At 45.8% G+C, this 25,909-nt stretch carries 32 protein-coding genes; 6 read left to right on the top strand and 26 right to left on the bottom strand.

All coding sequences use genetic code 11. The features are described 5' to 3' along the window. The first annotated feature begins 113 nt into the window (after positions 1 to 113). The 4 genes from MH144_RS10025 (at position 114) to sdaAA (ending at position 4,479) form a co-directional block, all read left to right on the top strand. Positions 114 to 1,352: an MFS transporter gene (locus MH144_RS10025; RefSeq protein WP_239299490.1), complete on the top strand. Its 1,239-nt coding sequence runs from the start codon at positions 114 to 116 to the stop codon at positions 1,350 to 1,352. Positions 1,353 to 1,449: 97 nt separating this feature from the next. Continuing rightward, the gene (locus tag MH144_RS10020; RefSeq protein ID WP_239300572.1) at positions 1,450 to 2,880 is read left to right on the top strand and encodes a M20 family metallopeptidase; all 1,431 of its coding nucleotides are present in this window, start codon (positions 1,450 to 1,452) and stop codon (positions 2,878 to 2,880) included. 4 nt (positions 2,881 to 2,884) lie between these two features. Next, complete coding sequence (gene sdaAB, locus MH144_RS10015) at positions 2,885 to 3,553, top strand: L-serine ammonia-lyase, iron-sulfur-dependent subunit beta (protein ID WP_239299488.1); 669 nt, start codon at positions 2,885 to 2,887, stop codon at positions 3,551 to 3,553. 50 nt (positions 3,554 to 3,603) lie between these two features. Beyond that, positions 3,604 to 4,479, top strand: coding sequence for an L-serine ammonia-lyase, iron-sulfur-dependent, subunit alpha (gene sdaAA / locus MH144_RS10010; RefSeq protein ID WP_239299486.1), 876 nt, complete (start codon positions 3,604 to 3,606; stop codon positions 4,477 to 4,479). Positions 4,480 to 4,631: 152 nt separating this feature from the next. On the opposite strand, the gene MH144_RS10005 is transcribed toward sdaAA, so the two are convergent. The 21 genes from MH144_RS10005 to MH144_RS09905 form a co-directional block, all read right to left on the bottom strand. Continuing rightward, positions 4,632 to 4,979, bottom strand: a complete 348-nt coding sequence (locus MH144_RS10005) for a hypothetical protein (protein WP_239299485.1) — start codon at positions 4,977 to 4,979, stop codon at positions 4,632 to 4,634. Between the two features lie 192 nt (positions 4,980 to 5,171). Then, positions 5,172 to 6,041, bottom strand: coding sequence for an aminoglycoside phosphotransferase family protein (locus tag MH144_RS10000; protein ID WP_239299484.1), 870 nt, complete (start codon positions 6,039 to 6,041; stop codon positions 5,172 to 5,174). 91 nt (positions 6,042 to 6,132) lie between these two features. Then, complete coding sequence (locus tag MH144_RS09995) at positions 6,133 to 6,612, bottom strand: DinB family protein (protein WP_239299483.1); 480 nt, start codon at positions 6,610 to 6,612, stop codon at positions 6,133 to 6,135. Between the two features lie 27 nt (positions 6,613 to 6,639). Beyond that, on the bottom strand, positions 6,640 to 7,176 hold the full coding sequence (locus MH144_RS09990) for a GNAT family N-acetyltransferase (RefSeq protein ID WP_239299482.1): 537 nt from the start codon (positions 7,174 to 7,176) through the stop codon (positions 6,640 to 6,642). 5 nt (positions 7,177 to 7,181) lie between these two features. Then, on the bottom strand, positions 7,182 to 7,706 hold the full coding sequence (locus tag MH144_RS09985; RefSeq protein ID WP_239299481.1) for a GNAT family N-acetyltransferase: 525 nt from the start codon (positions 7,704 to 7,706) through the stop codon (positions 7,182 to 7,184). Positions 7,707 to 8,208: 502 nt separating this feature from the next. After that, a complete protein-coding gene (locus MH144_RS09980; RefSeq protein WP_239299480.1) occupies positions 8,209 to 8,661 on the bottom strand; it encodes a GNAT family N-acetyltransferase in 453 nt (150 codons plus the stop codon). Positions 8,662 to 9,198: 537 nt separating this feature from the next. Further along, a complete protein-coding gene (locus MH144_RS09975) occupies positions 9,199 to 9,744 on the bottom strand; it encodes a GrpB family protein (RefSeq protein ID WP_239299479.1) in 546 nt (181 codons plus the stop codon). A gap of 163 nt (positions 9,745 to 9,907) precedes the next feature. Beyond that, positions 9,908 to 10,435: a DinB family protein gene (locus tag MH144_RS09970; RefSeq protein ID WP_239300570.1), complete on the bottom strand. Its 528-nt coding sequence runs from the start codon at positions 10,433 to 10,435 to the stop codon at positions 9,908 to 9,910. A gap of 60 nt (positions 10,436 to 10,495) precedes the next feature. Continuing rightward, positions 10,496 to 10,918, bottom strand: a complete 423-nt coding sequence (locus MH144_RS09965) for a DUF1801 domain-containing protein (RefSeq protein WP_239299477.1) — start codon at positions 10,916 to 10,918, stop codon at positions 10,496 to 10,498. A gap of 232 nt (positions 10,919 to 11,150) precedes the next feature. Beyond that, positions 11,151 to 11,633 (bottom strand): hypothetical protein, encoded by a 483-nt coding sequence (locus MH144_RS09960; RefSeq protein WP_239299475.1) that lies wholly within the window; start codon positions 11,631 to 11,633, stop codon positions 11,151 to 11,153. A gap of 40 nt (positions 11,634 to 11,673) precedes the next feature. Beyond that, positions 11,674 to 12,189, bottom strand: a complete 516-nt coding sequence (locus tag MH144_RS09955; RefSeq protein ID WP_481857353.1) for a DinB family protein — start codon at positions 12,187 to 12,189, stop codon at positions 11,674 to 11,676. Between the two features lie 148 nt (positions 12,190 to 12,337). Beyond that, positions 12,338 to 12,577, bottom strand: a complete 240-nt coding sequence (locus tag MH144_RS09950; RefSeq protein WP_239299471.1) for a DUF3977 family protein — start codon at positions 12,575 to 12,577, stop codon at positions 12,338 to 12,340. Between the two features lie 33 nt (positions 12,578 to 12,610). Next, positions 12,611 to 13,018 (bottom strand): NUDIX hydrolase, encoded by a 408-nt coding sequence (locus tag MH144_RS09945; protein WP_239299469.1) that lies wholly within the window; start codon positions 13,016 to 13,018, stop codon positions 12,611 to 12,613. Between the two features lie 19 nt (positions 13,019 to 13,037). Beyond that, a complete protein-coding gene (locus MH144_RS09940) occupies positions 13,038 to 13,979 on the bottom strand; it encodes a GNAT family N-acetyltransferase (protein WP_239299467.1) in 942 nt (313 codons plus the stop codon). Between the two features lie 20 nt (positions 13,980 to 13,999). Further along, entirely contained in the window at positions 14,000 to 14,479 is a 480-nt protein-coding gene (locus tag MH144_RS09935; RefSeq protein WP_239299465.1) for a GNAT family N-acetyltransferase, read from the bottom strand. A 21-nt stretch (positions 14,480 to 14,500) separates the two neighbouring features. After that, positions 14,501 to 14,977, bottom strand: coding sequence for a DinB family protein (locus tag MH144_RS09930; protein WP_239299463.1), 477 nt, complete (start codon positions 14,975 to 14,977; stop codon positions 14,501 to 14,503). A gap of 28 nt (positions 14,978 to 15,005) precedes the next feature. Next, the gene (locus MH144_RS09925) at positions 15,006 to 15,455 is read right to left on the bottom strand and encodes a hypothetical protein (protein WP_239299461.1); all 450 of its coding nucleotides are present in this window, start codon (positions 15,453 to 15,455) and stop codon (positions 15,006 to 15,008) included. A gap of 143 nt (positions 15,456 to 15,598) precedes the next feature. Beyond that, on the bottom strand, positions 15,599 to 16,042 hold the full coding sequence (locus MH144_RS09920; RefSeq protein ID WP_239299459.1) for a GNAT family N-acetyltransferase: 444 nt from the start codon (positions 16,040 to 16,042) through the stop codon (positions 15,599 to 15,601). Positions 16,043 to 16,098: 56 nt separating this feature from the next. After that, the gene (locus MH144_RS09915) at positions 16,099 to 16,527 is read right to left on the bottom strand and encodes a GNAT family N-acetyltransferase (protein WP_239299457.1); all 429 of its coding nucleotides are present in this window, start codon (positions 16,525 to 16,527) and stop codon (positions 16,099 to 16,101) included. A 30-nt stretch (positions 16,528 to 16,557) separates the two neighbouring features. Further along, positions 16,558 to 17,013 carry a GNAT family N-acetyltransferase gene (locus MH144_RS09910; RefSeq protein ID WP_239299455.1) on the bottom strand — a complete coding sequence of 152 codons (456 nt, stop codon included), beginning with the start codon at positions 17,011 to 17,013 and terminating at the stop codon, positions 16,558 to 16,560. Between the two features lie 232 nt (positions 17,014 to 17,245). Continuing rightward, a complete protein-coding gene (locus MH144_RS09905) occupies positions 17,246 to 18,469 on the bottom strand; it encodes an amidohydrolase family protein (RefSeq protein WP_239299453.1) in 1,224 nt (407 codons plus the stop codon). A 152-nt stretch (positions 18,470 to 18,621) separates the two neighbouring features. On the opposite strand from MH144_RS09905, the gene MH144_RS09900 reads away from it, so the two are divergent. After that, the gene (locus MH144_RS09900; protein WP_141236694.1) at positions 18,622 to 18,813 is read left to right on the top strand and encodes a hypothetical protein; all 192 of its coding nucleotides are present in this window, start codon (positions 18,622 to 18,624) and stop codon (positions 18,811 to 18,813) included. 41 nt (positions 18,814 to 18,854) lie between these two features. Here MH144_RS09900 and MH144_RS09895 read toward each other — a convergent pair whose 3' ends face one another. After that, positions 18,855 to 19,409 carry a methylated-DNA--[protein]-cysteine S-methyltransferase gene (locus MH144_RS09895; RefSeq protein WP_239299451.1) on the bottom strand — a complete coding sequence of 185 codons (555 nt, stop codon included), beginning with the start codon at positions 19,407 to 19,409 and terminating at the stop codon, positions 18,855 to 18,857. A gap of 70 nt (positions 19,410 to 19,479) precedes the next feature. After that, a complete protein-coding gene (locus MH144_RS09890; protein ID WP_239299449.1) occupies positions 19,480 to 20,184 on the bottom strand; it encodes a DNA alkylation repair protein in 705 nt (234 codons plus the stop codon). 191 nt (positions 20,185 to 20,375) lie between these two features. Here MH144_RS09890 and mgtE point away from each other — a divergent pair, with 191 nt between their 5' ends. Then, entirely contained in the window at positions 20,376 to 21,752 is a 1,377-nt protein-coding gene (gene mgtE, locus MH144_RS09885) for a magnesium transporter (RefSeq protein ID WP_239299447.1), read from the top strand. Between the two features lie 102 nt (positions 21,753 to 21,854). Here mgtE and mmsB read toward each other — a convergent pair whose 3' ends face one another. The 3 genes from mmsB to chvE are packed head-to-tail and all read right to left on the bottom strand — an operon-like array spanning position 21,855 to position 25,659. Continuing rightward, complete coding sequence (gene mmsB / locus MH144_RS09880) at positions 21,855 to 23,018, bottom strand: multiple monosaccharide ABC transporter permease (RefSeq protein WP_239299446.1); 1,164 nt, start codon at positions 23,016 to 23,018, stop codon at positions 21,855 to 21,857. Further along, positions 23,002 to 24,552, bottom strand: coding sequence for a multiple monosaccharide ABC transporter ATP-binding protein (mmsA, locus tag MH144_RS09875; protein WP_239299444.1), 1,551 nt, complete (start codon positions 24,550 to 24,552; stop codon positions 23,002 to 23,004). The genes mmsB and mmsA overlap by 17 nt, the downstream gene beginning before the upstream one ends. A gap of 21 nt (positions 24,553 to 24,573) precedes the next feature. Next, positions 24,574 to 25,659: a multiple monosaccharide ABC transporter substrate-binding protein gene (gene chvE / locus MH144_RS09870; RefSeq protein WP_275440052.1), complete on the bottom strand. Its 1,086-nt coding sequence runs from the start codon at positions 25,657 to 25,659 to the stop codon at positions 24,574 to 24,576. Positions 25,660 to 25,909: the final 250 nt, after the last annotated feature.

The following is a 25,909-nucleotide window of genomic DNA, read 5'->3' as shown; positions in this document are numbered from 1 at the left end:
TAAAACTATAATTAATTATACATATATATACATTGTGTTGGTACCCTCTCATCCTGTAACTTTATATCAACACAGAAATCAAGTTAACAATCGATGAGAAAGAAGGTAACACAATGTCCAAAATCATGCAAAGCAAACACTTTAAGTACATTGTTCTCGCTCTCTTGTTTCTTGGCTGGTGCCTAGGCAACCTCGATCGCTTCGTCATCAACTATGCCATTGTGGGAATAACTCAGGACCTGGGTCTGGGCGCTTCCGCACAAGGAATCATCCTCAGCAGCTTTTTTCTCGGATATGCCATCATGCAGATCCCGGGCGGAGCACTCGCTGACCGTTTTGGCTACCGGAAGGTCATACTCGTTTCCTTGTTCTCCTGGTCCATATTCACCATCTTGACCGGGTCGGCCTGGTCATTGCTCTCTCTCATCTTTGTTCGTTTCCTGTTTGGTATTGGTGAAGGCAGCTTTTTCCCTTCCGGTTCCAAAGCTATCGCCACCAACTTTCCAGTCAACCAGCGAAGTGGAGCCATGTCGATCATGCTGGCATCCGCTGCGATTATGGGGGTTGTCACTCCCATTCTGACTGGACACGCCCTTGTCACCATCGGCTGGCGCAACCTGTTCTATATCATCGGTGTGGTGGGCATCCTCATCACTGCCCTCATGTTCTTTTTACTCAAAGAACCGGCCAAACCTTCACTCGCTGCCTCTGCCTCGGGCCAACAACCCAAAACATCGCTTAAAGAAGTCCTGAAAACACCCATGATCTGGAACTTGTTCATCAGCTACTTCAGCATTTATGCCGTGAACTGGGGCCTTCAATCCTGGATGCCAACGTACATGGTCAATGTCCGGGGTTTGGATATGACGCAAATGGGACTGTATGCAGCCATCCCGGCTGTCGTCAGCATTTTCACCATGATCCTCAGTGGCTATGTACTTGACCGCATCCCGGCTGGCAAAGATCGAATCATCGCTTCCGTGTTCGGAGTACTAGTTGCCTTGTTCCTGTACCTTATGGGCTCTGCAGGCAGCATTACTACATTTATTACGTACATGACCATCGTAACGGCAATGGCTGGATTTATTTCCACGCTCATCATTTCAAAATCCCTTAAAACGATGCCCGAATCCGTGGTCGCAACCGCTAATGGATTCATTAACACAGGTGCACAGCTTGCCGGTTTTCTGACACCAATGCTGATCGGATTTCTGGTACAGGCCTCGGGGGGATCTTATGCAACGGCCTTCATCATGTTGATCGCCTTCGCCCTCATCTGCTCCCTTTCGTTATTGTTCTCGCGTCGTTCGAAAAACGACAGTGCTTCCGAAATACAAGCAACAGCTGTTTAATAAGGCAGCTTAGTACCCTTAACTCATGCCAAACACAAAAGCCATATCGTGCTCACTATAAAACTAATGTAAAGAGGTGTATCCCATGACAACAACGATGGATCTAACCCAATATTTATCCGATGCCATTGAAGGAAAACGCGAGTTGTTCACCCATGCCAGTGACCGAATCTGGGAATTTGCAGAGACAAGGTTCGATGAATTCCAATCCGCAGAGCTGCTGATCGAATTGCTTGAATCGGAAGGCTTCACGATCGAGAGAGGTGTTGCCGGACTGGAGACCGGATTCATTGCCTCTTATGGTTCAGGGCTGCCTGTTATTGCCTTACTGGGCGAATATGACGCACTGGCTGATCTCAGTCAGGAAGCAGGAATCAGCACATATCAGCCCGTTCAGCCGCGCGGTAACGGTCATGGATGCGGACATAACCTGCTCGGAATAGGCGCTGTAGCTGCGGCCGTCGCAGTCAAAGACTATCTTCGGGAGCATCCCGAAACCCAAGGAACGGTGCGCTTCTATGGATGCCCGGCTGAAGAAAGCGGATATGGTAAAACGTATCTTGCTCGAGAGGGCTACTTTAAGGATGTGGATGCCGCACTCTCCTGGCACCCTCATTCCATGAATGCCGTTATGCACGGAAGCTCCAATGCGGTCATTCACGGCACGTTTACTTTTAAAGGCATTAGTGCTCATGCCGCTGCCGCTCCCCACCTGGGCCGAAGCGCTCTCGATGCCGTTGAGCTGATGAATATCGGTTCAAATTATATGCGAGAGCACATGATTGATCAGGCCCGAATTCATTACGCAATCACCAACTCAGGAGGTTTGGCTCCTAATGTCGTGCAAGCGGAAGCCGAGGTCACTTATCTCGTACGAGCACCGAAGAGCGCTCAGGTACGGAGCCTGTTTGAACGTCTGGTGAAAGTCGCAGAAGGAGCTGCCCTAATGACGGAAACCACGATGGATTTTAAATATGAAGGCGCATGTGCCAACCTGATTCCGAACAGTACACTCGAGAAAGTAATGCATCAGCATCTCGTGGCTTTCGGTGCACCCGAATATGCAGAGGAAGAATACCATTATGCCAAAGCCATCTATGATACGCTGCCGCTCCCAAATCAGCAGGAAGCTGGCGCATTAGTTGGTCCTGAACTGGCCCCTCTTCTGGCTGAGCGACCGCTGCCGAACTTTATTGCTCCTTATTCGGATGAGAAGGAGACCTTCATGGGTGGATCAACCGATGTAGCCGATGTCAGCTGGAACGTGCCGACGGCGCAGTGCATTACAACCACGATGGCCTTTGGTACGCCGCTCCATGCTTGGCAAACCGTTGCCCAGGGCAAGAGCAGTTTTGCCCACAAGGGCATGCTGCTCGCCGCCAAAGCGATGGCAGCAACGGCCATTGAATCCATCTTGCATCCAGAGATCGTCAAGGAAGCACAACAGGAGTTACTGGACAGACTCGGCGGGGAAGTGTACGACTGCCTCGTTCCCGCAAATGTGCAGCCTCCCAAACGGGGAGAATGAGACGGTGAGGTTCAAAGACGTATTCTCCATTATCGGTCCAGCCATGGTTGGACCGTCAAGTTCGCACACTGCAGGAGCAGCACGGATTGGACGAACGGCTAGACAACTGTTTGGCGAATGCCCCTCCCATGCGGAGATCATCATGTTTGGCTCTTTTGCCGCAACGTATAAAGGACATGGTACCGATACCGCCATCGTTGGCGGTCTTCTGGATATGGACACGGATGACCCCGGATTGCCCGAGGCTTTTGCCCACGCAGACATAGCTGGCATGCAAACCGTCATCCGTCCGGGGACAGGTCTGTACCCGCATCCGAACACAGCGGAGATTGTACTGACCAACGCAGCGGGAAATCGCACATTAAACATGATCGGTACATCCATTGGCGGAGGGAATATCGAAATTGTCCGGATTAACGGCTACAACTTGAAGCTGACGGCTCTCTATCCTACACTCATCATTCGTCATAGCGATGAACCCGGTGTCATTGCTGTCGTCACCCGCCTGCTTGTAGATAATCGCATTAATATCGGACACATGTCCGTGGATCGTAAGAACCGGCGAGGTGAAGCCATGATGGTGCTCGAATGTGATGGCCGGATTGACCCCGCCGTGGTCAGGCAGATTGAGGTGATTCCGGAAGTCCAGGAAGTCACACTGCTCCATCTTTAATCTGAATATTGGAACTGATTTCCGCTTAATAGATAAAGGAGCCTACGCCAATGAACTTCCGAACGTTAAAACAACTTGCCGAACTGGCGGAGACCCGCAAGCTTTCTCTTGGCCAGCTCATGCTGGAAGAGCAATGTCATGAATCAGGCGAAGACACGGACGTCGTGTTCAGCCAGATGCAAGAGTATTATGAAATTATGAAAAGTGCCGTGCATCAAGGTCTTCATACCGATACCACTTCCAAAAGCGGCTTAACAGGAGGAGACGCCCGTAAATTGATGGCTTTTCGCGCAGATGGGCAGTCCATGCTCGGCGACCATGCCAGTCTGTCGATGAGTTACGCACTTGCGGTATCCGAGGTCAATGCCTCGATGGGCCGAATTATCGCTACACCGACGGCGGGTTCCTGCGGCATTATTCCGGGGGTATTTATCAGCAGCCAGGAGCGATTTGGCTGGACCGATGAACAGATGGTCTACGGCCTGTTCGCCTCCGGGGCAATCGGCTATGTCATTGCCAACAATTCGTTCATCTCTGGTGCAGAAGGCGGATGTCAGGCTGAAGTGGGGTCAGCGATCGGCATGGCAGCCGGGGCATTGGTGGATATCCGGGGCGGTTCTCCTTCCCAGGCTATCCATGCCGTTGGGCTTGCACTGAAGAATACCCTTGGCCTGATCTGCGATCCGGTGGCCGGGCTTGTCGAGATTCCGTGTATTGTACGGAATGGTTTTGGAGCCATTACTGCTCTCGGAGCCGCCGATATGGCACTAGCCGGGGTCCGCAGTGTTATCCCTTCCGATGAGGTGGTACAGGTCATGCTCGAGGTCGGCTCAGCCATGCCTGAATCATTACGCGAAACGGCAGGCGGCGGCCTCGCCCAAACCCCGACAGGGCGCAAAATCACACGGGATTTGCAGCACAAATAAAGATCAGGCATGTCATTTACACTCGGGGAGACGTTCAGAACGCCCTAAGGTAAATGCATGCCTGTTTTTTATTTTATGTTTATAATGTGTTCCAACCAAGGAACAGCTCGTACATCCTTCATGTAAGTTTTGTGGACTAAAAGGGGCTAAAGCTATAGCTTGTCCACCTGCAACAGTGTAACCTGTTTTACGGTACAGGCAGGACTGACCTGCTCTTCGGAAAGCACGTTCAGCTTAATCAGGCTTTTCAGCTTATGACTGTCTACCTTGGATAGCAGTCGCCAAATTTCCGGATCAGGCAGTGCGGCATACAGCTTCTGGTCATCATATTCCTTACGGTGCTGGAGCACCGTTTTCACCATGTAACCGCCAACCTGTGTTTCGTATGCCCCTTGTTCCGCACAATACGCGACAATCTCATCTCGTAGTACAGACAATTGCTGCTCGATGTCTTTTTGCTGCTGTTTCAGTTGAAAGTAGGTTTGCACTTTCTGTTCCATGACCTATCACGCTCCTCTATACCATAGGTATGCAGGAAACGATCGTTTAAGACAGGCTATTCATGACCATTGGCGGAGAAATAATGAATCATGATTTGAATGAAGATTACCGTTGGTAGTATTCCAGCAAAAATATAAGTACGGATTTCACCTGCTTACTCCACCATCTAATAACTCCATCGGGCGTTTCTGTCATGCTTGCAACAGACTCTCCCTCAAATACGGACTTTCACGAACAATTGCACGCACCCGCTGCATTACCTTCGGTCCCATGGGCACATCGGCGACCCGGCTTAACAGAATCCAACGCAGACAAGCCATTGCCTCAAATACTTTCTCATCCTCCAGCGAGTAACTTGCTGTGCGCCTGAATTCAGCACAATACGTCTCGCCATAATTCTCGCCACTGTAGATCGTAATGAGAAAAACAGACCATGCCATATCGTATCTCGGATCACCTACCTGTCCGTTCGTCCAGTCGATAATGGTATAGTGGTCTTCTGTTTCAAGAATGTTACCCAGGTTATAATCCCCATGGATTAAGCAGTCCTGCCTGAGCTGGACCCGTTGAAGGAGGTGCGACAAATGGGTGCTTATGTCTTCATAGAGCTCTATGGAAGGAAAGAAATAACCTACAAAATCATACCTGGATATGTATGCTCCATCTTCTGCACCCGATTCATTTAACGGATAACGATGGACCTCCATTAAATTTTGGGCTAAATGTGCCAGCTTGGAAGATGTTAATTGGGTAATAGCCGCGCCATCATAGCTCGTTAACAAAACCTGATTCTGCTCCTCATCCATGCCCCAGCCGTAAGGTGTGGAGACATGGATTCCATTACGGAGAAGTTTGGACAACAGCCTGTATTGGTTGCCGACGTTCGGTTTTGAATCCTTGTTCCATATCTTCAGAACATACGGCTTATCATCTAGAACGATTTTCATCACATCTGCTTCCAGTCCAGGAGACAAAGGAATGACCTCATATCCCCCTTTCACCATAAGTTTTAGACGTTCATCCAATTGGATCCAATTCATACGACTAAGTTCGATGGTCATTACTTCCTCCTCTTCTGCACATGGCCTTACCCCCAGTAACAAATGATCGTTCTCATCTTTTTTCAGCTAGTCACGGGTATACCCGATGCGGTCAGTCAGGAATAATCAAGCCTTTACCAATCACATTGGCGGACACCGGCTCCTTGCCCAATTCTCTGGCCCATACCGACAATTGTCCCATATGGTGAATCTCATGAGCGATGACGTGACGCATCACTTCTCCCCATGAATCAATTACGACTTTGCCATTCGATAGATGATCGATATGAGCTCTCTTTTCCATGTTTGTGTCCCAAGCCAAAACAAATGCTTCTACATCAGGACGCAATTTGCGATCGAATTGTCGCACCGCTTCAAGGCTCTTGTAATGTTCAAAATCTTCCGCTCCATCCGGCTTACCTTGCAGAATCTGAAGCCAGCTCCACTCCACATCAATGATGTGAAAAAACGTCTGCAAGATGCTCCCTACCCCGCCTGTACGAGGTCGCAGCAACTCTTCAAGCGGTAAGTCCTCACACCATGCATACCACTGTTCACGCACCATCCAGTTATAACGAAAAAAAGTTTCCATCCCCATCCCCCTTTTCCTGTTGCATTCCTAGAGTGTTTTGATTAATTCTGTGTTGGCAAACGCAGTATCCGAATGCTCAAGATCCCCGTAAATTCCGCTAATCTGATTGAATCCGGATTTAATCCAGAATCGTAATGCTGGCCAGTTTTTGAGCGCTACATTGATTCTGATTTCTCTGTAACCGAGTGAGGAAAGGTAGAGGCTCAGTGCTTGAATCATTTCCTGTCCATATCCTTGCTTCTGAATTTCACTTTGGATATATAAAAATTCAAGATATACGGAATCCTCAGAAGGGTAACCGTGGTACATACTCAATAGACCGATTTTTCGATTCTCTTCAGCTGTACGTATCGATTGAATCCGATAATTTTCCAACTTTCCTCCCGGAGGAAGATTGCCTTCTTTAACACATTTCTTCACATAATCCGGTTCATACTCCCGTCCGTCCCATTGTTGTAAGTAACGGCTTGTTTCACAAATGGACTGGATCTCGGGGATTTCGTATTCCTCCACATCCGAGATAATGAGTCGTTCTGACTTCCATTCTGCTGGAAGCTGCTGCATATTAATCACTCCAATGTATTGTTAGGCTCGTCTCCAAATACCTGGATCGGTCCAGTCCATCGTTCCTCATTCAGAATCATCTCCCTATACATTCCTTCCGTATAGCTATCAATAACACGATTCCAAAATTGATTGGCAGGCTTGTTGGCTAGCGTTTGCCGAATCTCCCATGCACCAGGGAATTGATCAAAGATGTGGAACGCTGCTCGCTTACCATATCCTTTCTTTCTATACTTGCGCACAATGAAAAAATCACTAATTATATTCGTCTCGGATGCCACACTGACATGCACGAACTCTCTCGGAACATCCAGCATTAATAAGGCAAACCCTGCTAGCTCTCCATTCACTTTGATCATTAGAGGTTTCCTGTAAGTGTCCGTCCATTGATGATCAATGTACTTGTATAGATATAGCCCATGAATAGTCAATTCATGTCTATCGAACTCACTTGAATCATATCGATATAGTTGCATCAGGTTATGTAATACATGTTTATCTTCATATTCTATCGCATTAATTTCTAACATTTCTCTTCTCCACTCTCCCTTCCTGTCAAGCAAATTTTCTGATGATTATCGCCCTCACCTTCTATCGTAACCCATGATATGGAAAAACCAAGAGAACCGCATGCTTGCGGCTCTCTACTCTTTTGAACGAGTTATTCTCTTTTTTATAGAAAGGAAAACATGAATTGCGGCATAAATAAGTAGAACATTAAACAAATAGGAAAGCACTTGGATATTGACACCTGAAAGAAACCAGATTGTGTCATGGGGACTGGCATGGTGATATTCCGTGTAAAACCGAATTGGGAAACCATACTCCGTCCTCGGTGTATCTTCCGTGTATGCTGTTCCAGGTATAAGCACGACAGCTAACGTGGCAAGCCAAGCGGAAAGGTTTAGTATTCTATAATTAATGTTCAAGCGATCTCCCCCCACTCATCTGGCTCTTCTCCGAAAAAACGTTCCTTGCAGCTTGTTATCAAAGAAGTCTTCCCAATCCTTCTGATCGATTACATATTTTCTATTAATTCAAACTCTTCCTGAACGTAACGCGCGAATACCCTGCTTGAAAATAATCCTTCTCAAACTTCGATACCGAGTAACCAATCGATTTATAAAATACTAATGTGTCTTCATTATCAGGATGGCCGAGGGTGTGCAGCATAACTTCAGTTACTCCTTTTTCTTGAATCGCTTCACATACATGATCCAGAAGAGTTTTCCCAATTCCCTTTCTCAGATGCCTGAGTGATACAACAACCCCTACGATTTCATACAATTTTTCATCATTGTTATACATAAACCCGGCATGTCCTACAATCTGATTCCTCTCAACTGCAACCCAGTATTCCGAATTACTGGAATGATTGAAATAGCTCGCCCAACGTTCTGGATAAAGGTTAATGATAAAAGCGGGAAACTGCAGCGCATGTTCCTCCATTAATCGCTTAACCAATTCCGGATCCTGTGGTTCCAACCTTCGGTAAGATATCACATACATCACCCTTTTATAAAATGGATCAATTCCTAAATACTGCGCTAAACTATAGCTGCTTTTTGCGAGCCCTGAAGAGAGCCTCCAACCCAAGATCAATCAGTACAAAGATCATAGCTGCAAGTATACCAAACAAGGTTAAGATAATGGTTTCTCTGTACCTCAAAATATCTTCCCCAGCACCCATGACCAGATAAAATATGTACATGCCGACGAACCCAGCGCACGCGTAACTCAGTAATTTTACAATTAGGTAGAGTACATGATTAGTAAATCTGATTTTGTTCACCAAGAAGTCTACTAATACTGACAAAGGTACCCCTATCAAAAAGATCAACGGAGCTGCATATATAGGGTACACAGCAAAATAAAAACCAAAACCATAGGTTTCACTCATGGATAACAAGCTCGCAGCTATAGTAAAAATGATTATGGTTAAAAGTGAAGTTAACAACTTTCTACCCAGGTTCATTTCATTTCACCACTCCAATACAAGTATCCACAATTAATCCAAGGTACTTATACGTCCGAATCCGTCGGATTCCACCCTACTTCCTGAGACCATAGATGGGCCTTCTGCAATATCTCCCACACTACAGGCGCTTTACCCTCCACATACTTCGAACGTTGTTCCTTGTATAAACTCATAAGCCTGTGTTTTTCCTCCGCATACTTCAGGCAATCCAGTGGATGTTCTCGTAAATAATCCCTAAACAGCAATGTCATCTGTTCAGAGAAACTTCCTGCTTGCCTAACGTGTACATGCGTTCGTCTATTCCCAGGTGCTTCGCGGAAGTATCTTTTACTCTGATCCGGATTATCCTCCCTAAACACAAAGCCTACCTTTTCAATTTCAAGCTGGATGCTCCGTAAGTTTTCGAGATGCAAAACGGAAATTTGAATGTCTATGATGGGTTTGGCATCTAAACGAGCGATAGAAGTTGATCCGACGTGGTCGATGCGAAGAGCCTTTTCTCCTAATGCCTCTCTTAATCGGAGTCCTGTCTCTAGAAACATCGACCTCCATGCCGAATCATACGTAGCAATTCTCCATTGCTCTTCCATACAGAACCTCAACCTCGTTTCAATATGTATTGGCTATATCATAAATAACAAACTCTATCACGCTTTTGTTACTCATTATCGAGTATTTCTTGAGATTCACGTAATGAAATTGAAAGTGCTTCTTCCCAATTACGTTTATCAATAGCTTCAATAGAAATTGGTATCATTTAAGTTCTTTCCCCTTAAACCACTTTCTTAGTTGATTAATATGAGCTTGATGGTAACGATTATGGTCGGCCATATGCCATATTCCCCAGCGTAGTGTGGCTTGTTTGTCATGGTCATGTCCAAAAGTAACAACACGGTCCAAATCAGCATCTGTTAATTGTGTACATGTCTCTGTTAAGGCGGATAATACTCCTTCGTATTGAGAGATAAGTGTGTCCCTTGACACACCACTTACCATGGGAAGTTTATTGTTTTCTTCGATCATCGGGCCGTATTGTTCTCTCAATGACTGGGGCAGCGCTACTCCTTTGATCCTGTAAACCCAGTTTAGATCAACATATAGGATATGTTTTATTAATTGAGCCGTACTATTGTGGTTATGATCGGGTCCCTTGTAGTCTACTTCCTCCTGTGACATTCCTTCTGTAATGGTTTGAAGTCGCTGGCTGTTCTCTCTCACCGCTGAATATAACATCCCCACTACAGGTGACATATCGGCTTGGCCTTGCAGGTCATGCAACATATTCATTATTCCTCCTTGCCTTGTTCATAGCAGCATAACAGATCACTTCATGAAGTATAGCTACGGATTCGGGTAGGTCTCCTGTAAGAAATTAACCGACTGGTTTATTAGAGCTTTCAAAATGTCCACATGAATGTCTGCGACTTTATTAATATACACGCATGCTTTTCCTGTCGTATGTTTCCCCAGGTCCTTTAAAAGTGTTTCTCGTTCTGTATCTCCGGTCGCAAAATACAAACTGATTTTTGCTTTTCGTGGAGAGAAACCTACCAGCGGGGCATCGCCTTCGTGTCCAGAATCATACTTATAATGATACGCACCAAATCCAATAATGCTCGGTCCCCACATCTTGGCTTCATAACCTGTCGTTTCAGCAAAAATATCCAACAACGTATAAGCATCCTCACGTTTCTTTGGATGGTCCACGCTTTCAATAAACTCAATAACACTATTGTCTGTTTCTTTTGTTTTTTGCTTGTACATCATTATTCACTCCTTTTCAACCCGATTGGCAGATTGGATCTGTCCAACTTCTCGCAGCTGATGATTCAGTTCATCCAATGATTTTTGTAACGATTCCATTCTCCTCAACCCTGCGTATTGATTACTAATTATGCCCGCAAAACCAATAACAATGACTATAATGAGATAGAGCAATGGACTCCCTCCAAAATGAATTATCGTCAATAGAACGGTTAATGAATGCAGTAGATAATTAATTCGTTAAGTCTTTTACTTTCATTGAAAAACTCTCCCAGTCACTACTATATCCTACATTTGTCCCCCAACCTGCTGACCTTAGATCATTTCTTAATTGGATTAGCTTGCTAATTTCATCATTGTCCAATTTGGTATTTGGAAATCCTGTAAATGTGGGAAAGTTAGCAAAATACCTATATAATGTCCATAAGTCATTTTCTTGCGATTCCGTAATCATTCCAGCATTCTTACCTGTAACCATTAGTTGGTTGATACCTTCTGTAACATCCTCAATCTTCTCAAGAACCGTATTTTCGTCGTTCCACTTATTATTCATTTGATAGTCAATTGTACTCTCCAATTGCACTAAATCGCCCTGAAGTCCAATGGATAAACCCGAATAGATTTCCCTCAGGTGACTTTCCCTCCAAAAAACATACGTGATCAAGATGATATTGAATACTATGGAAACAACAATAATGATATTCTTGGTCTTCATTGATTCCCCTCTCTATTAAATAACTTCGCCACCTTAAGCATCACGAAGTTCTCTTTCTAATCATTCTGATTTGGCCCCTGTGATTAATCTCATCCTCAAATACATGAAACCACATAAAATAATAATTGGCCGGTTTGTTATACCAAAATTCCTCTTCCTTGCTTAACCAGTCGTCATCTACGCTCTGAAAGAATTGAAGCGTTCTCCTTCTTACCTGGTCCATTTTCGTAAAATAAAACGTAATATCGTTACCTTTGATCTTTTCCTGTCCTTCCTTCCCTAATTGAAGCGCCGGGCCCCATTCCAATAATTCCTCTTCGTTCAGCTGCCGATTCTCAAACGTCGCCACCTGATAAGCGTATTCGACCCCCGCAAAGTGCAGCAGCAATGCTCCAATCGAGTTGCTTTCGGAATCCAACAAAAAATCCAGTTGATCAATGGATAGATCTTTGACTTCTTCAATCGTTGTATATCTGGCATAGTTCATCATTGAAATGAGGCGACTAATCTGTGGAGAATAACCCGGTATGTCACTAATCAGATAAATGTTATCCATGTTCATGATTTTCCTTCCACCTTAGGTATGTACTACTTGGTCCATGATAAAGTTCACAGCATCTTACAAATGCTCCACAATATAATTCGGCTCTGTCACAGCCCATCCCCTTTTATCAGGGTTAAGCTTCCTGTGCAAGGTTCTTCAATCAATATCCAAAAAAGCCAAGAATGATTTTCACCTTCTTCTCCTTTTTGTTCATAAATTTGATTCCCTCCTTGGTGTCTATGATCATTACCTTTTTTCCAATCCACGCTCTAACGTACACTGATCTTAGACTGAAGGGTTTAGTAAATCCCTTGACCTCGCTTTCCGTACCGTCTTCGTGTTCAAATTCCGTTCGTATGAACCAACGGTTTCCATATCCGATCTCTCTGAACTTTTTCACAGCATGCTCCTTTTCAAAGCCTCTTTCTTTATCTTAAAATTCAATATAAAAGGGCTGCATTTCAGGTTTTAAACAATATTCAATTCGCTGTCTGAAATTCTTCCATGTGACTAACCTTAAGGCTTCTTCCACCGGGAAATACTTGGTCTCCAGACTTTCTTTGGATACGGTCAATTGACCTCCGATTGGCTTTGCCAAAAATAACGTATTCACAATGGATTCCTCCACATTTTGAAATACGCCGCAAAACCGGGTGATCTCGATATCAATCCCCGCTTCTTCCTTCGTCTCCCTAATGGCTGCACTGCGTAACGATTCGCCAACCTCCACCTGTCCGCCTGGCATTTCCCAACCTCTTCTAGGCCCTTTAATAAGTAATATCTCATTCAGATCATTGATTACAACCGCAGCTGCCGAAACAATATGTTTAGGATGGGGCATCTTCTCAAGACCTCTCGCTTTAATTTGATTCCGCAGGAATAATCATTTGCTGTACTTCTTGTACTCCTGGCACAAAACCAAGGTTATAATATACGGACTCTGCATCGTTTCCTTCCATGACATACAACCGAAGGATTGGATATTTTCCTTTTAGGATTGTCAAAGCTCTCTGCAGCATATATGTAGCAATTCCTCTCCCTCTATGCGATGGGATGACACCAATACTATAGACTGCGGCCTCCGTGTCCTGTAGACAAAGCCGGCAATTGGCGACAAGCTTCCCCGTATTTTTGTCATACACAAGTGTAGATGCTTCCGTGAGGTTCTCATTGGTTAGAGCAGGATCTTCATCAGGTATGAACTGTTCCAACGAAGACTTATTTCTTCTTAACGCCTCAAAACCTCCTACAAAGCTTGCGAAGTCGCAATGAGCAATTTCATTTTCATTTGTAAATCGCTTGGTACCTGTTTCGTCTTCAATAATTTGAGGACTCTCGATGATCAGATCGTCTTCCCAAGTTACGTCGAATCGTTCCGTGGGACGCTGCATCCAGCGGCATCTGAACTCCACTGGCCAAAATCCGGCTTTGGCAAATAAATGAACCTGGTCCGGAAGGATTTCAAAAGCTTTAATGGCTTGGGTTCGATCAGACCAGCTTACCAGAATCTTTTTCAGAAGCTTCAGTACCTCAAAGGATTGATTGAACGGTGGAATGAAAAATAAATGATATATATTATTGGGTGCCATCCGTACCCCACCAATTTTCGATTCTCCTTGGTAAATCCAATACGCATTATTTCGGTTAGCACTGAAACGTTCTTCTCTAAAAAAACCGACAAAGCTTATATTGTAATAGACCGAGCAATATATTCCCCACTCTTCCGGGTCAGCCTTACGAATAGAATATTCGCTGGATAAATTATATTTTTCCATGTTTTCAGACCATTCAGCTACCTGCATTCGTCATTCCCCCACTTTTTCTATGCCTCGAATTCTTGTATTCTTCTTCCGTCATGCACTCGATCTGAGAAATTTCCTTGTGTGTATTCGTGTATAACCTTATTCCAAAATTGCTGTGCGGGCACGTTGCTTTCAAGCTGGTGTACTTCCCACTGTCCCTTATGCATATCAAATAGTTGTTTAGCTACCGCCGTGCCTATGCCTTCTTTTCTGTATTTCTTCATAATAAAAAACTCCGCAATGGAGCAGTACTTTCGCTCTTCTGATTCTACGCATCTCACTAACACAAAACCGATATAGTTATCCTCTTGTTTGATGACATATGGAAATCGATGATCCTCTTCGATCCAATAGTCTTCCAAATAAGGATAGGGCTTGAATCGTCCATCATCTTCCACGTCACAATGGATGAATTCAGAGAAATCATAAATATAGAATTGCATGAGATTTTGTATGATATCCTTATATTCCTTGGATACTTGAATTAACTCATAATTCATTTCGTGGTTACCACCTTTAAATTAGCTTTGAGTTTTCTTAAAGGCTTCAATCTGTTTTTTATGATGTTTATCATGCGAGATGAATGCCCTTACATACTTCTTAATACTGAATTTCTTCTTGTCTCCATCCTTATATTCTCGTGTATATTCTTCTTCGTTCAATCCCGTAATATCATGGATAATGTTCATTCGCTTTTCTACAAATTCTTCAACAATGTTCTTCTTCGATCTGGTCTTTGAGTATTCCATCGCATTTGCATTAAATTCATCAAAATTCAGATGCTTTACGGTCAATGGTTCGCCCTGTTTGATTTTATAGATCGCTTCCTCATAGAAATATTGATCCCACAGCATCATATGCGCGATAACGTCTTTCAAAGTCCATTTGCCCTCAGCTATTGGCGTATTCCAAACCTGCTCAGATAGATTGTCCAATTCTCTCACATAAGAAGTAAGTAACTTGAATTCCTCAATCATTTCACCCGTAGTTTTAGCCATGATATATCGCTCCTATAAATGATTTTGTTCACCTTACTTTAAGATCGAATTCTTCGGTTTGACCGTTCCATTCTATGCGAAAACTCACACTAGAATCTGCTTGCGGAATTGCTCCATTACTTGTTATATAGCCAACAAAATATACGTCCTCTGCATTCTGATTGGCAGATGTTGTTCCACTTCCCGATCCAGCAGTGGTATCGTAACTGTATTTAATTTCTCCATACAGCTTCGTATCATCTCCAATATATTTGAAAACCAGTTGTCTTTTATGATTGTCTTCGCCTATTTTTTGGAGAGATATAAGGTTTGCTGCCCAATTGTCAGCTGAGCCCTTGAATTCATTTAGAAACTCCAGCTCGGAAGCCTCTATATCATAAATATCATTAGCCATTAATCCAGTATAGACAGAAGACTTCAAGTAACCCCCGCTGAGCAAAATGCCCAATACCGCCAAAATTATAGTTGCATTTTTCAAGCTGCACCACTCCTTCCTTGCTTTTATACTTTTGATCGAAAGTTATACACGTTGTACCTTTTCTACTCTTCTACCATTCCAAAATTTCTCATATTATTAATAACGCTTTTCCATTTGTAATAGTTGTTACATTTCTAAAAAGTCTACAGCCTTTTCTTCAGAAAATACTGAACGATGCCCTCTGGATATTCATCGATGACCCCAAACACTTCATAGCCCATCTTCTGATAGAACTCTGGAGCCTGGTAGGAAAACGTGCTGGTGTGAGCAAGTTTGCACCCCATACTTGAGGCTATGCTTTCCGCTTGTAAGATGAGAGACTTCCCACTCCCCTGATTTCTATATTCCTCGTCGATCCAAAAGTTATCAATATATAACGTCTCACAGTATGTAGCACAGAAGATTCCACCTACAGCTCTGCCTTCCTTGTCCCTCAGAAATAGATTGATGCTTTTGCCTGGCTTCTTTAATAACCCTTTCGTTTCTCTTACATTGTAGTTATACAAATGATCACAAATGGCTTTGTAGTCTTCCTCATGGTCTTCATATACAATCTGCAGTTCAACATCTTGCTTTGGGCTACTCATCGCTCTATGACCTCATTTCGTTTCGATTAGATTTGTTTGCTCACTTGGTTCTTCATCTATAGGTATTTCTTAAATGCTTTGCTAGACTCTCCATCGTAACCTAGTTTTTCATAAAAATGATGTGCCTCGCTTCTGGATGTTCCACTGGTTAGAAATATTTTCACACCATTTTTCTGTATACATATATTTTCGATATGCTCCATCAGTTCTGAACCGTATCCCTTACCCTGTACATTTTCTGTAATGATGACACGTTCGACCACTCCAAACGGTCTATCCTCTACTAAGGCATCCAGGCAAATATGTAAGTGCGCTGTACCAATGACCTTTTGATCGATTTCACACACGAGCAAGAAACTGTTGGGATTAGTTTGAATCTCCTCAATACGTTCTCCCAACACTTTTGTATTCAAGTTGCCCGGTAACAATTCTTTATACAAACGTTCTATAGCCTGCGCATCTCTTGGCTCTGCTTCCCTAATCATCACGCTCACGCTCCTTATTTTCTAAAATAATTAATTCAGGTGATAACTCAATATAATATCTCCATTGTCTTCAACTTCGCCTGTGTCCAGGAATCCAGAAGCTTTATATAGCGTGTTAGCCACAACGTTATGAGGTACATGAGACACCCTGATCTGTTGGCAATCACCAATGCTTTTTAGTTTATTGATCACTTCTCTTATAGCTTGTTTGGCATAGCCTCTTCCTTGGTATCTCTCATCAATCATCAATCGCAAAATCCAGTAATACCCGTCACTATACATTTCATTATCAAATAGAATGAAACCCACCATCTGATCCTCCGCATAGATTCCGTATGGCTTGGAAGTGGTCTCCTTGATAGCATGCATGAGCGAATCCGAATTCGTAGCGACCAGGTTCATTTGCTCATCCCGTGGTTTAAGGTTCATGCATTCCAATTCGTTTTCTTTCGTTATCAACCTTAGCGTGATGTTCTCTACTGACATGAGGACCTCCCCTTAATCATTTATCATCGTTTTACCATAATCCATATGTATCCTTGAACGAGCCTGTCCTACAATTTATCCAATACATCTACATCTGGAAAACTAAATCCATCATAACCCAAATCATGGTATATGCGAATAAATTATTCCTCTTTCCTTAGAGGTGTATTTTCTTTTAACATCACAAAAAAACCACGGTTACCCGTGGCTTCACTTGATTTCTGCATTTCCCTTATACAGTTCCACTCATCATTTGCCCCTTGTACCATACCGCCTGCCGGGCAGATTTACGGGCAACAGCTTCCGCTGAGCAACTTGCCTGAACCAATACAAAGCTCGCCGCATCGCCTACTTTAGGCCAGACTTGTTTTCCTTCCGAATCCAGCGGTGTAACTCCACCCGTGATGAATCCAAGCGACTGGGACAACGAACGTTCATCATTGTATCCATACAATTCGGCGAAGCGCCCCGCTTTCTCCAGCTGATCCCCGCTGCCAAAAGGTGACCAATGATCGGTCAGGCTGTCTGTGGCCAGCTTCACGTTGACCCCCACGCGATGCAGCATCGGAAGGGGCATGACCATTTTGCCCATGGGTACCGTTGAAGCTACGCTCATGCCGAGAGAGGCCATGCGCTTCGCCATATCCTCTGCCTCCTGCGGCTCCGCTTGAGCGAACCAGAACGCATGACTCACCGTGACCTTACCTTGAAGCCCTGACTCTTCCGTCAGATCAGCGAGTCGCTGCAGCGTTTGCTTGCCCGGCTCGTTGCGATCATGCAGATGGATATCAATCCCTGCCTGATGCTGCACAGCCAGATCTACCATGGCATGCAGCGATTTCTCGATATGCTCGTCCACTGTATGAGGATCAAGTCCGCCCACGATCGTAGCTCCTTCTTCCATGGCTTGACGCATCAGCTCCACCGAATTGGAGCGAAGCAGCCCGTGCTGCGGAAATGCCACAATTTCTGAAGAGAGTTTGCCCGAGAAAGTTTCCAGTGCCTGTCTGGTCGCCTCAAGTCGTTTCAACCCGCTGACAGGCTCAATGTTACAATGGCTGCGTACATGAGTGGCCCCATAGCCCTGAATCAGGTGAAGGATACTCTCCGCTTGACGTTTCGCATCCGGCAGCAGCTTGGGCAGCAGCGCTTTTTCTTCTTCAATCCGTTCGAAAATGCTGGATATGCGCCTTACAGCTTTCCAAGGTCCATCGTAATACGTCTTATCCAGGTGGATATGTGCTTCTTCGAACGAAGGCAGCAGCAGCTGCCCTTTACCATCATATTGAGGTAAATCTGTCTGAAGTTCCGCTCCCTCATCCTTAATCTCAGTAATGATTCCGTTCTCCACTCGGAGATGGGCCTTCTTCGTCTGTGTTCCCGTTACCTGGCCCTCTTCCGTAACATAACCTTGCTCCAACATTACGTTGGTCAACCAATATGCCTGATTTAACATGTCATCCCTCTTTCCACGAAGTGTGCCGTGCACGGTATCGATCATCTGTGCTCTATGGTACCATAGGGGTGAACGAGGCAAAAATATGTAAAACGTTGGTTTTCCATACGATGATCGTTTGGATCTGACTAACGGAAAGGTGTGCACTCAACATGAATAAATGGCTTCATATCCTTGCAAGTGCAATCGCAATCACACTTTTTATGATGCTGTATTATTCAGTAACCGGAACGTCCCTTTCAGAAGTTCATTGGGGTTCGTACACGGTGATCCTCCTACTTGTTCTAGTTATTCCACAGACGCTCGGAACGATAATCAGAGAACGCAAAAACAGGCACAACTAAGTGCCTGCACCCTATTCACCCTCCTAAACTACCGCTCTTCTTCAAAAATGAAACCTCTCATGCCCGCCATCCGTCACGCCTTCAATCCGCTCTAAGTCCAGCAGTCTGCGCTTCAACTCCAAGCCTCCGCGGAATCCGGTCAGCTTGCGGTTGGCACCGATAATGCGGTGACATGGTAACAGAAGGGGAATGGGATTCGCACCGTTCGCAGCCCCAACGGCACGAACCGCCGTAGGTCTGCCGATTGCAGCCGCAATGTCGCCGTATGTGCGAATTTCACCATAAGGGACACGCCCCAGCTCTTTCCACACCTGCTGCTGGAATGCTGTGCCAATCAGATCAAGTGGAATCTCGTCCGTATAACGAGTCTGCTCCCCTGCAAAGTAAGCCTGCAGCCAGTCCACCATGCCTGTTTCCTTTATGGCTTGTTCATCTTCTACCGGCTCCACTCCCGGAGCAATACGGGTAATCCAGCTGCTCCAGCCCTCCAGCGTTTCACTTGGCATGACAATACGACAGATCCCCAGTTCCGTAGCGATCAGCACCCACGGACTTCCGTCCCAATCCAAGGCAGACCATATGATCTTTTTTCGCATGTATCCACTCTCCTCCCCATTGAATATTTCATTTCATTTCGTTTCTTTCTATATAAAGAGGGCTCCTCTGCTAAACACGAACAGATCTCTTGATTTTCCGTTTCATGCTGCGAATCATCTGCTTGGTCTCCGGATCCACGCGATAGGACTCCGTTATTTTCTGCAGAGCTTTATTATAGGTGAAATCATCGAGCGTATTGTTCTTCAAATATTGCATCGTCACTTCCGGCTGCTTCACATAGGCCATCGATATTGCCCAGGCTACCGCCATTTTCACATAGTACGCTTCATGCTTAATCTGATCCAATGAGAACAGAACCCGATCGATATATGTCTCATCCAGATAAAAGTTCAATAGCATAACCACGCCAAAACGTATCTCGTATTCCTGATCTGATTTCAGATAGGGTTGCAGGAAATTCCACACGGATTCCGCATGTACCCTCGTATATTTTAATCCGGCGCAGAAGCTATCACATATCGACCAGTTATCAATCTTGGGAACAAAAGCAGCGACATGCTCCAGCCATTCATCCAGATCCGCCTGGACATGACCAATAACCATGGCCTGCAGCATCACTTCTTCGAAGTATTCATCGTCAGCCGTTTCCAGGTACGCACGCCAGTCCCCTGCGGCGAGCTTTTTCGCCATCTTTCGTATCGCAGGCAATCGAACACCCATCAGATTCGTAATATTGGGAATCAATGCAGCCGAGAATTTTTGGTACTCCGGTTCGGCCAGACTGAGCAGCTGTGTTCTGATCTCTGTTTCCACGAGTGTAAGTCCTCCTCATCAGTTACTTGTACAACCAGTATATCTCCGCAGCGCCTATTTGTAAGCCTGTTCCGAATGGTTGAGCAAGATTTCAATAGCTCTGTCCATGCTTCACTCATACAATCTGCTGTTTACCCCGCTTTCATTGCGTTTAAAAATACGGAGCCCCGCCTCTAGAAAGGAGTCTTGATATGAACAAGAACGGACCTCAATCGCCTAAGAATAATTCAATCGATGAAATTACCGAGCTGCTGGTTCAATATGTACAAACCCAAGACCTCCCCGAATTTTATAAAACGATAAAAGAGCTTCATCCCTACGATCTTACGCTCATCTACAAAAAGTTTCCCGAACAGGAAACGAAGCGGCTGCTGCTGCTGTTCAAGCCTGATGTTCTCGCCGACATGGCGGAATCGCTCAAGCTTCATGACCAGATTAAGCTGTTCGAACAGCTAGGGCCGGAACGTACGCTTGAGGTCATGCAGCAGATGGACAAGAGTGATCTGATCAAGTTCCTGCATGATTTGCCTGCCAAACGCAGGGAACATCTGTTGTCGAACATGCATCTCGACCATTCTGCCATTATCCGCTCCGTGCTGAACTATCCGCCGGAGACGGCTGGCCGGATCATGACCGACCGTTACCGCACTCTTCTGGCGCATGAGACTGCAAAGGAAGCGATAAGGGAATCCCAGGGCACTCCGCCTATACCGGCTGCGAGCTATCTGTACGTTACCGATGATGAAGGCAAACTCGTTGGAGTGGTCAGTCACCGATCCCTGCTTCAGGCGGGTGACAAGACCCGGGTAGAGGACCTGATGACCAAGCGCGTCATCTATGCGACTGTGGACATGGACCAGGAAGAAGCTGCGCAGCTGCTGCAGCGTTATGAATTTATCGCCTTACCCGTTGTTGATGAGAACCACAGACTCTGTGGTGTCATTCAGATGGATGATGTCATTGATATCATCATGCATGAAGCCAGTGAAGACCTTGCGAAGATGGGTGGCGGCGGCAAGGATATTGATTTTGATACCAAGCCACTCGTGGCGGTCAAACGCAGGCTCCCCTGGCTCATCCTGTTACTATTCATCGGACTCATCTCAGGCAGCATTGTGGACTTCTTCGAGGATACGCTGAATCAGGTGGTTGCTCTCGCTTTTTTCATGCCCATGATCGCCGGTATGACCGGAAATACGGGAACGCAGTCTCTGGCTGTCGTCGTCCGGGGTCTTATTGGACGCAAGCTCGACAAGTCCACCGTACTGGCCTTAATCGGCCGGGAAATCAAGGTAGGTACCCTGATTGGACTCGTATGCGGAGTGATGATTACGGTTATCGCCTATTTCTGGCAGGGGGACTGGCTGCTGGGCGCAATTATCGGCGTGTCCCTCTTCTTCACACTCGTTATCGGCACATTGACAGGTACATGTATCCCTCTATTGCTAAGTCGCTTCAAGGTTGATCCCGCCGTTGCCTCCGGACCCTTGATCACTACGCTGAACGATATATTGTCGCTGTTTATTTATTTCGGGATCGCAACCCGGTTTCTGGATGCACTCATGTAAAAACGGCTGTGCCTGACACACGTAAAACAGACCCACTATGAAGGATAGCGGGTCTGTTCATGCATTTCCAATATACGAACGAGAAGACATTCCTCTATCGTTCTATGCCGATCTCTTATTTTTGTTATAGATATCGAAGGCTACGGCAAGCAGAAGCACCAGACCTTTAATTCCCTGCTGCCAGTCAATGCCCAGTCCAATGAGAGACATCCCGTTATTCAGTACCCCCATAACCAAGCCGCCGATGATCGCTCCAAACACAGTTCCAATACCTCCGGAAGCTGAAGCTCCACCGATGAAGCAGGCAGCAATCGCATCAAGCTCGAAGTTGGTACCCGCTCTTGGGGTAGCCGCATTCAGACGAGCAGCGAAGATGAGACCGGATATAGCAGCGAGCACACCCATGTTTACAAATACCCAGAACGTTACTTTTTTGGTTTTGACTCCGGATAGTCCTGCGGCCTTTTCATTTCCACCAAGTGCATACACATGACGTCCCATTACAGTGCGGTTCATGACGAAGGAGTAAACAACGATCAGTACAAACAGCAGGATCAGTATATTTGGAATCCCGGCGTAACTTGCGAGTACGAAGGTGAACAGGTTCGTCACCGCAGCTACCACAATCAGCTTGAGCAGGAACAGTCCCTGCGACACCACCGCGAAACCATACTTCCGCTGGGAGCGGCGTTCCCGCAGTTCATTTACGATATACCAGATTGTAAGTGCAATCCCTACAAGGATCGAGATGAGACCGAAACCTGAGAATTGGATATCAGGCAGGAATCCGGAGCTAATCTTTTGGAATCCGCCCGGAAAAGGAGAGATCGACTGGCCCTCCAGCACAATCATCGTCAAGCCGCGGAAGAGCAGCATGCCCGCAAGGGTTACGATAAAGGCGGGAATCCGCACATACGCGATCCAGAAGCCCTGCCAGGCCCCGATTAACGCCCCTACCAGCAAAGAAGCGATCACCGCCAGCCAGGCCGGAAGCTGCCAATCGACCATCATAATTGCCGCCACTGCACCGACAAAGGCTGCAACAGATCCGACCGACAGATCAATATGTCCGGTAATGATGACCAGTACCATCCCGATGGCGAGCACCAGGATGTAGCTGTTCTGCAGGATCAGATTCGTAATATTGATCGGCTTCAGCAAGAGTCCGCCTGTCAGCACCTCGAACAAGATCATAATGACAACCAGTGCGATAATCATGCCGTATTGGCGTATATTGTTTTTGAACAGTTTAGTTAGCATTTCCATGCTTCTCGCCTCCAGACTTCGTCATATATCTCATCAACGTTTCCTGCGTTGCTTCCTCGCGGCTGACTTCTCCCGTGATGCGTCCGGCATTCATGACATAAATCCGGTCACACAGGCCCAGAACCTCCGGAAGCTCGGATGAGATGACCAGCACGCCCTTGCCCTCAGCAGCAAGCCGGTGAATAATAGTATAGATTTCGAATTTGGCACCCACATCGATTCCGCGGGTCGGTTCATCCAGAATGAGAATATCGGGTCCCGCAAATATCCATTTGCTCAGCACCACTTTCTGCTGGTTCCCCCCGCTCAGATTGCCGGTTTTCTGAAGGATGCTTGGGGCCTTGATATTCATGCTTTTCTTCATCTCTTCGGCAACCAGCACTTCTTCACGTTCATTCACAACGGCGTTTTTGGTCAGCTTGCCCAGGCCTGTCAGTGAAATATTGCGTTTGATATCATCCATAAGAATGAGTCCGTATTCCTTCCGATCCTCTGTCACGTAGGCAAAACCATTCTGAATCGCCTCCGTTACACTGTTGTTCTGAATCGGTTGGCCATCCTTGACCAGCTGGCCCGATATGTTGCGTCCATAGGATTTGCCAAATATGCTCATGGCCAGCTCTGTACGTCCAGCACCCATCAGACCAGCTATACCGACGATCTCACCACGCCGGATGTTCATGTTGATACGTTCCAGCACTTTACGATCAGCATGATGCTCGTGATATACCGTCCAGTCTTTCACTTCCAAAATGATGTTACCAATATCCGCATGACGTTCCGGATAGCGGCTTGTCAGATCACGGCCCACCATACCACTGATAATCCGGTCCTCAGTGACGTTATCCTTCCTCATGTCCAGCGTCTCAATGGTCTTGCCATCCCTCAAAATCGTGACGGAATCCGATACCTTGGACACCTCGTTCAGCTTATGGGAAATCAGGATACACGCAATTCCCTGCTTCTTGAACTCCAGCATTAATTGGAGCAGGTTTTCACTATCGTCCTCATTCAGCGCTGCCGTCGGTTCATCCAGGATGAGTAGACGAACCTTTTTGGAGAGTGCTTTTGCAATTTCAACCAGCTGCTGCTTACCTACACCGATGTTGGATACAAGGGTGTTCGGGTTTTCGCTCAACCCCACTTTAGAGAGCAATTCACGTGTACCGACCAACGTTTCTTTCCAGTCAATGATGCCTTTGCTGGCACGCTCGTTACCCAGGTAAATGTTCTCGGCTATGGATAGGTAAGGAATCAGCGCGAGCTCCTGATGGATAATAACGATTCCCAGATCCTCGCTCTGCTTGATGCTTTTGAACTCGCAGGTTTTCCCCTGAAATAAAATATCTCCTTCGTACGTTCCATGTGGATATACACCGCTAAGCACTTTCATCAGCGTGGATTTACCTGCACCGTTCTCACCGCACAGCGAATGAATTTCACCTTCCCGGATCTTGAGATTGACGTTCTCCAGTGCTTTGACGCCAGGGAAGGTTTTGGTAATGCCCTTCATTTCCAATATGATTCCGGTCATGGGACTTGCTCCTTTCCATTATTATTTCAGTCCAATTTCTTCTTTGGTGTAATAATCGGTGCCGACAATGTCCTTCTCCACATTGGTCCGGTCCACGGAAATTGGATCCAGCAAGTAAGCCGGTATGATCTTAATTCCGTTGTTATATGACTTATCATCATTTACTTCTGCTTGTTTCCCTTGTAAAATGCTATTAGCCATCTCCACCGTCTGCTCCGCGAGCTTGCGTGTATCCTTGAATACGGTCTGTGTCTGCTCTCCGGCAACAATGGATTTGATGGAGGCCAGCTCCGCGTCCTGTCCAGTAATGACAGGCAGAGGTTTGCTCTCTGAGCCGTATCCGACGCCTTTCAGCGACGAGATGATGCCAATGCTGATTCCGTCGTACGGGGACAACACTGCATCTAGGTTATCACCGGAGTAATAGGCACTGAGCAGGTTATCCATCCTTGACTGGGCCAACGCTCCATCCCAGCGCAAGGTCGCAATCTGTGCCATCGTGGTTTGCTTGCTCCGTACCACGAGTTTGCCAGAATCGATATAGGGTTTCAGTACAGACATTGCACCGTCGAAGAAGAAATAAGCATTGTTGTCATCGGGCGAGCCGCCAAACAGCTCAATGTTGAAGGGGCCTTTGCCTTCCTTGAGGCCAAGCTTCTGCTCAATGTATGAAGCCTGGAGCACCCCAACCTTGAAGTTATCGAACGTCGCATAATACGTGAGATAAGGCGTGTTTCTGATCAGTCGGTCGTATGATATGACTTGAATGCCCTCATCGTGAGCCTTCTTGATTACATCCGTCAGTGTATTGCCGTCCACGGATGCAATGACCATCACATCCACTCCCTTGGTGATCATGTTCTCAATCTGTGAAATCTGATTTTCGACCACGTCCTCAGCATACTGCAGATCCGTTTTATACCCCTGTTCCTGAAATAAACGGACCATGTTCTCTCCGTCGCCGACCCAGCGCTCGGAGGATTTGGTTGGCATGGAGATGCCGACATATCCTTTTTCCTTGCTGCCTGTTCCGCTCTCAGCCAGATTGCAGGCCGATAACATCAAGGTCATCACCAGAAGCCAGATCATCACTGCTCCTTTTTTCATATCAAGTTCCCCTTTCCTCGAATCATACGGATCTGAATGTGTTTCACAAGATAACGCTTACAATCCAGAAATGAACTTCAATTGCCTTCTGTTTCTGCCTGATCTCATCGTAGCATTGTCAGGTTTGAACAGTCTTTGCAGCTTTTGAACCTTTTTTATAAAAATTTAACTTTTGTATCATCAGATGGAGTCCTCATCCCTTTCTTTGCATACCGTTCCATCTGGACACAAAAAAAGAGCTGATCCGCTT

Source organism: Paenibacillus sp. ACRRY, from assembly GCF_022346995.1.
GTDB lineage: Bacteria > Bacillota > Bacilli > Paenibacillales > Paenibacillaceae > Paenibacillus.
The sequence above is the reverse complement of the archived record's forward strand: the minus strand, read 5'-3'. Positions and strand labels throughout refer to the sequence as shown.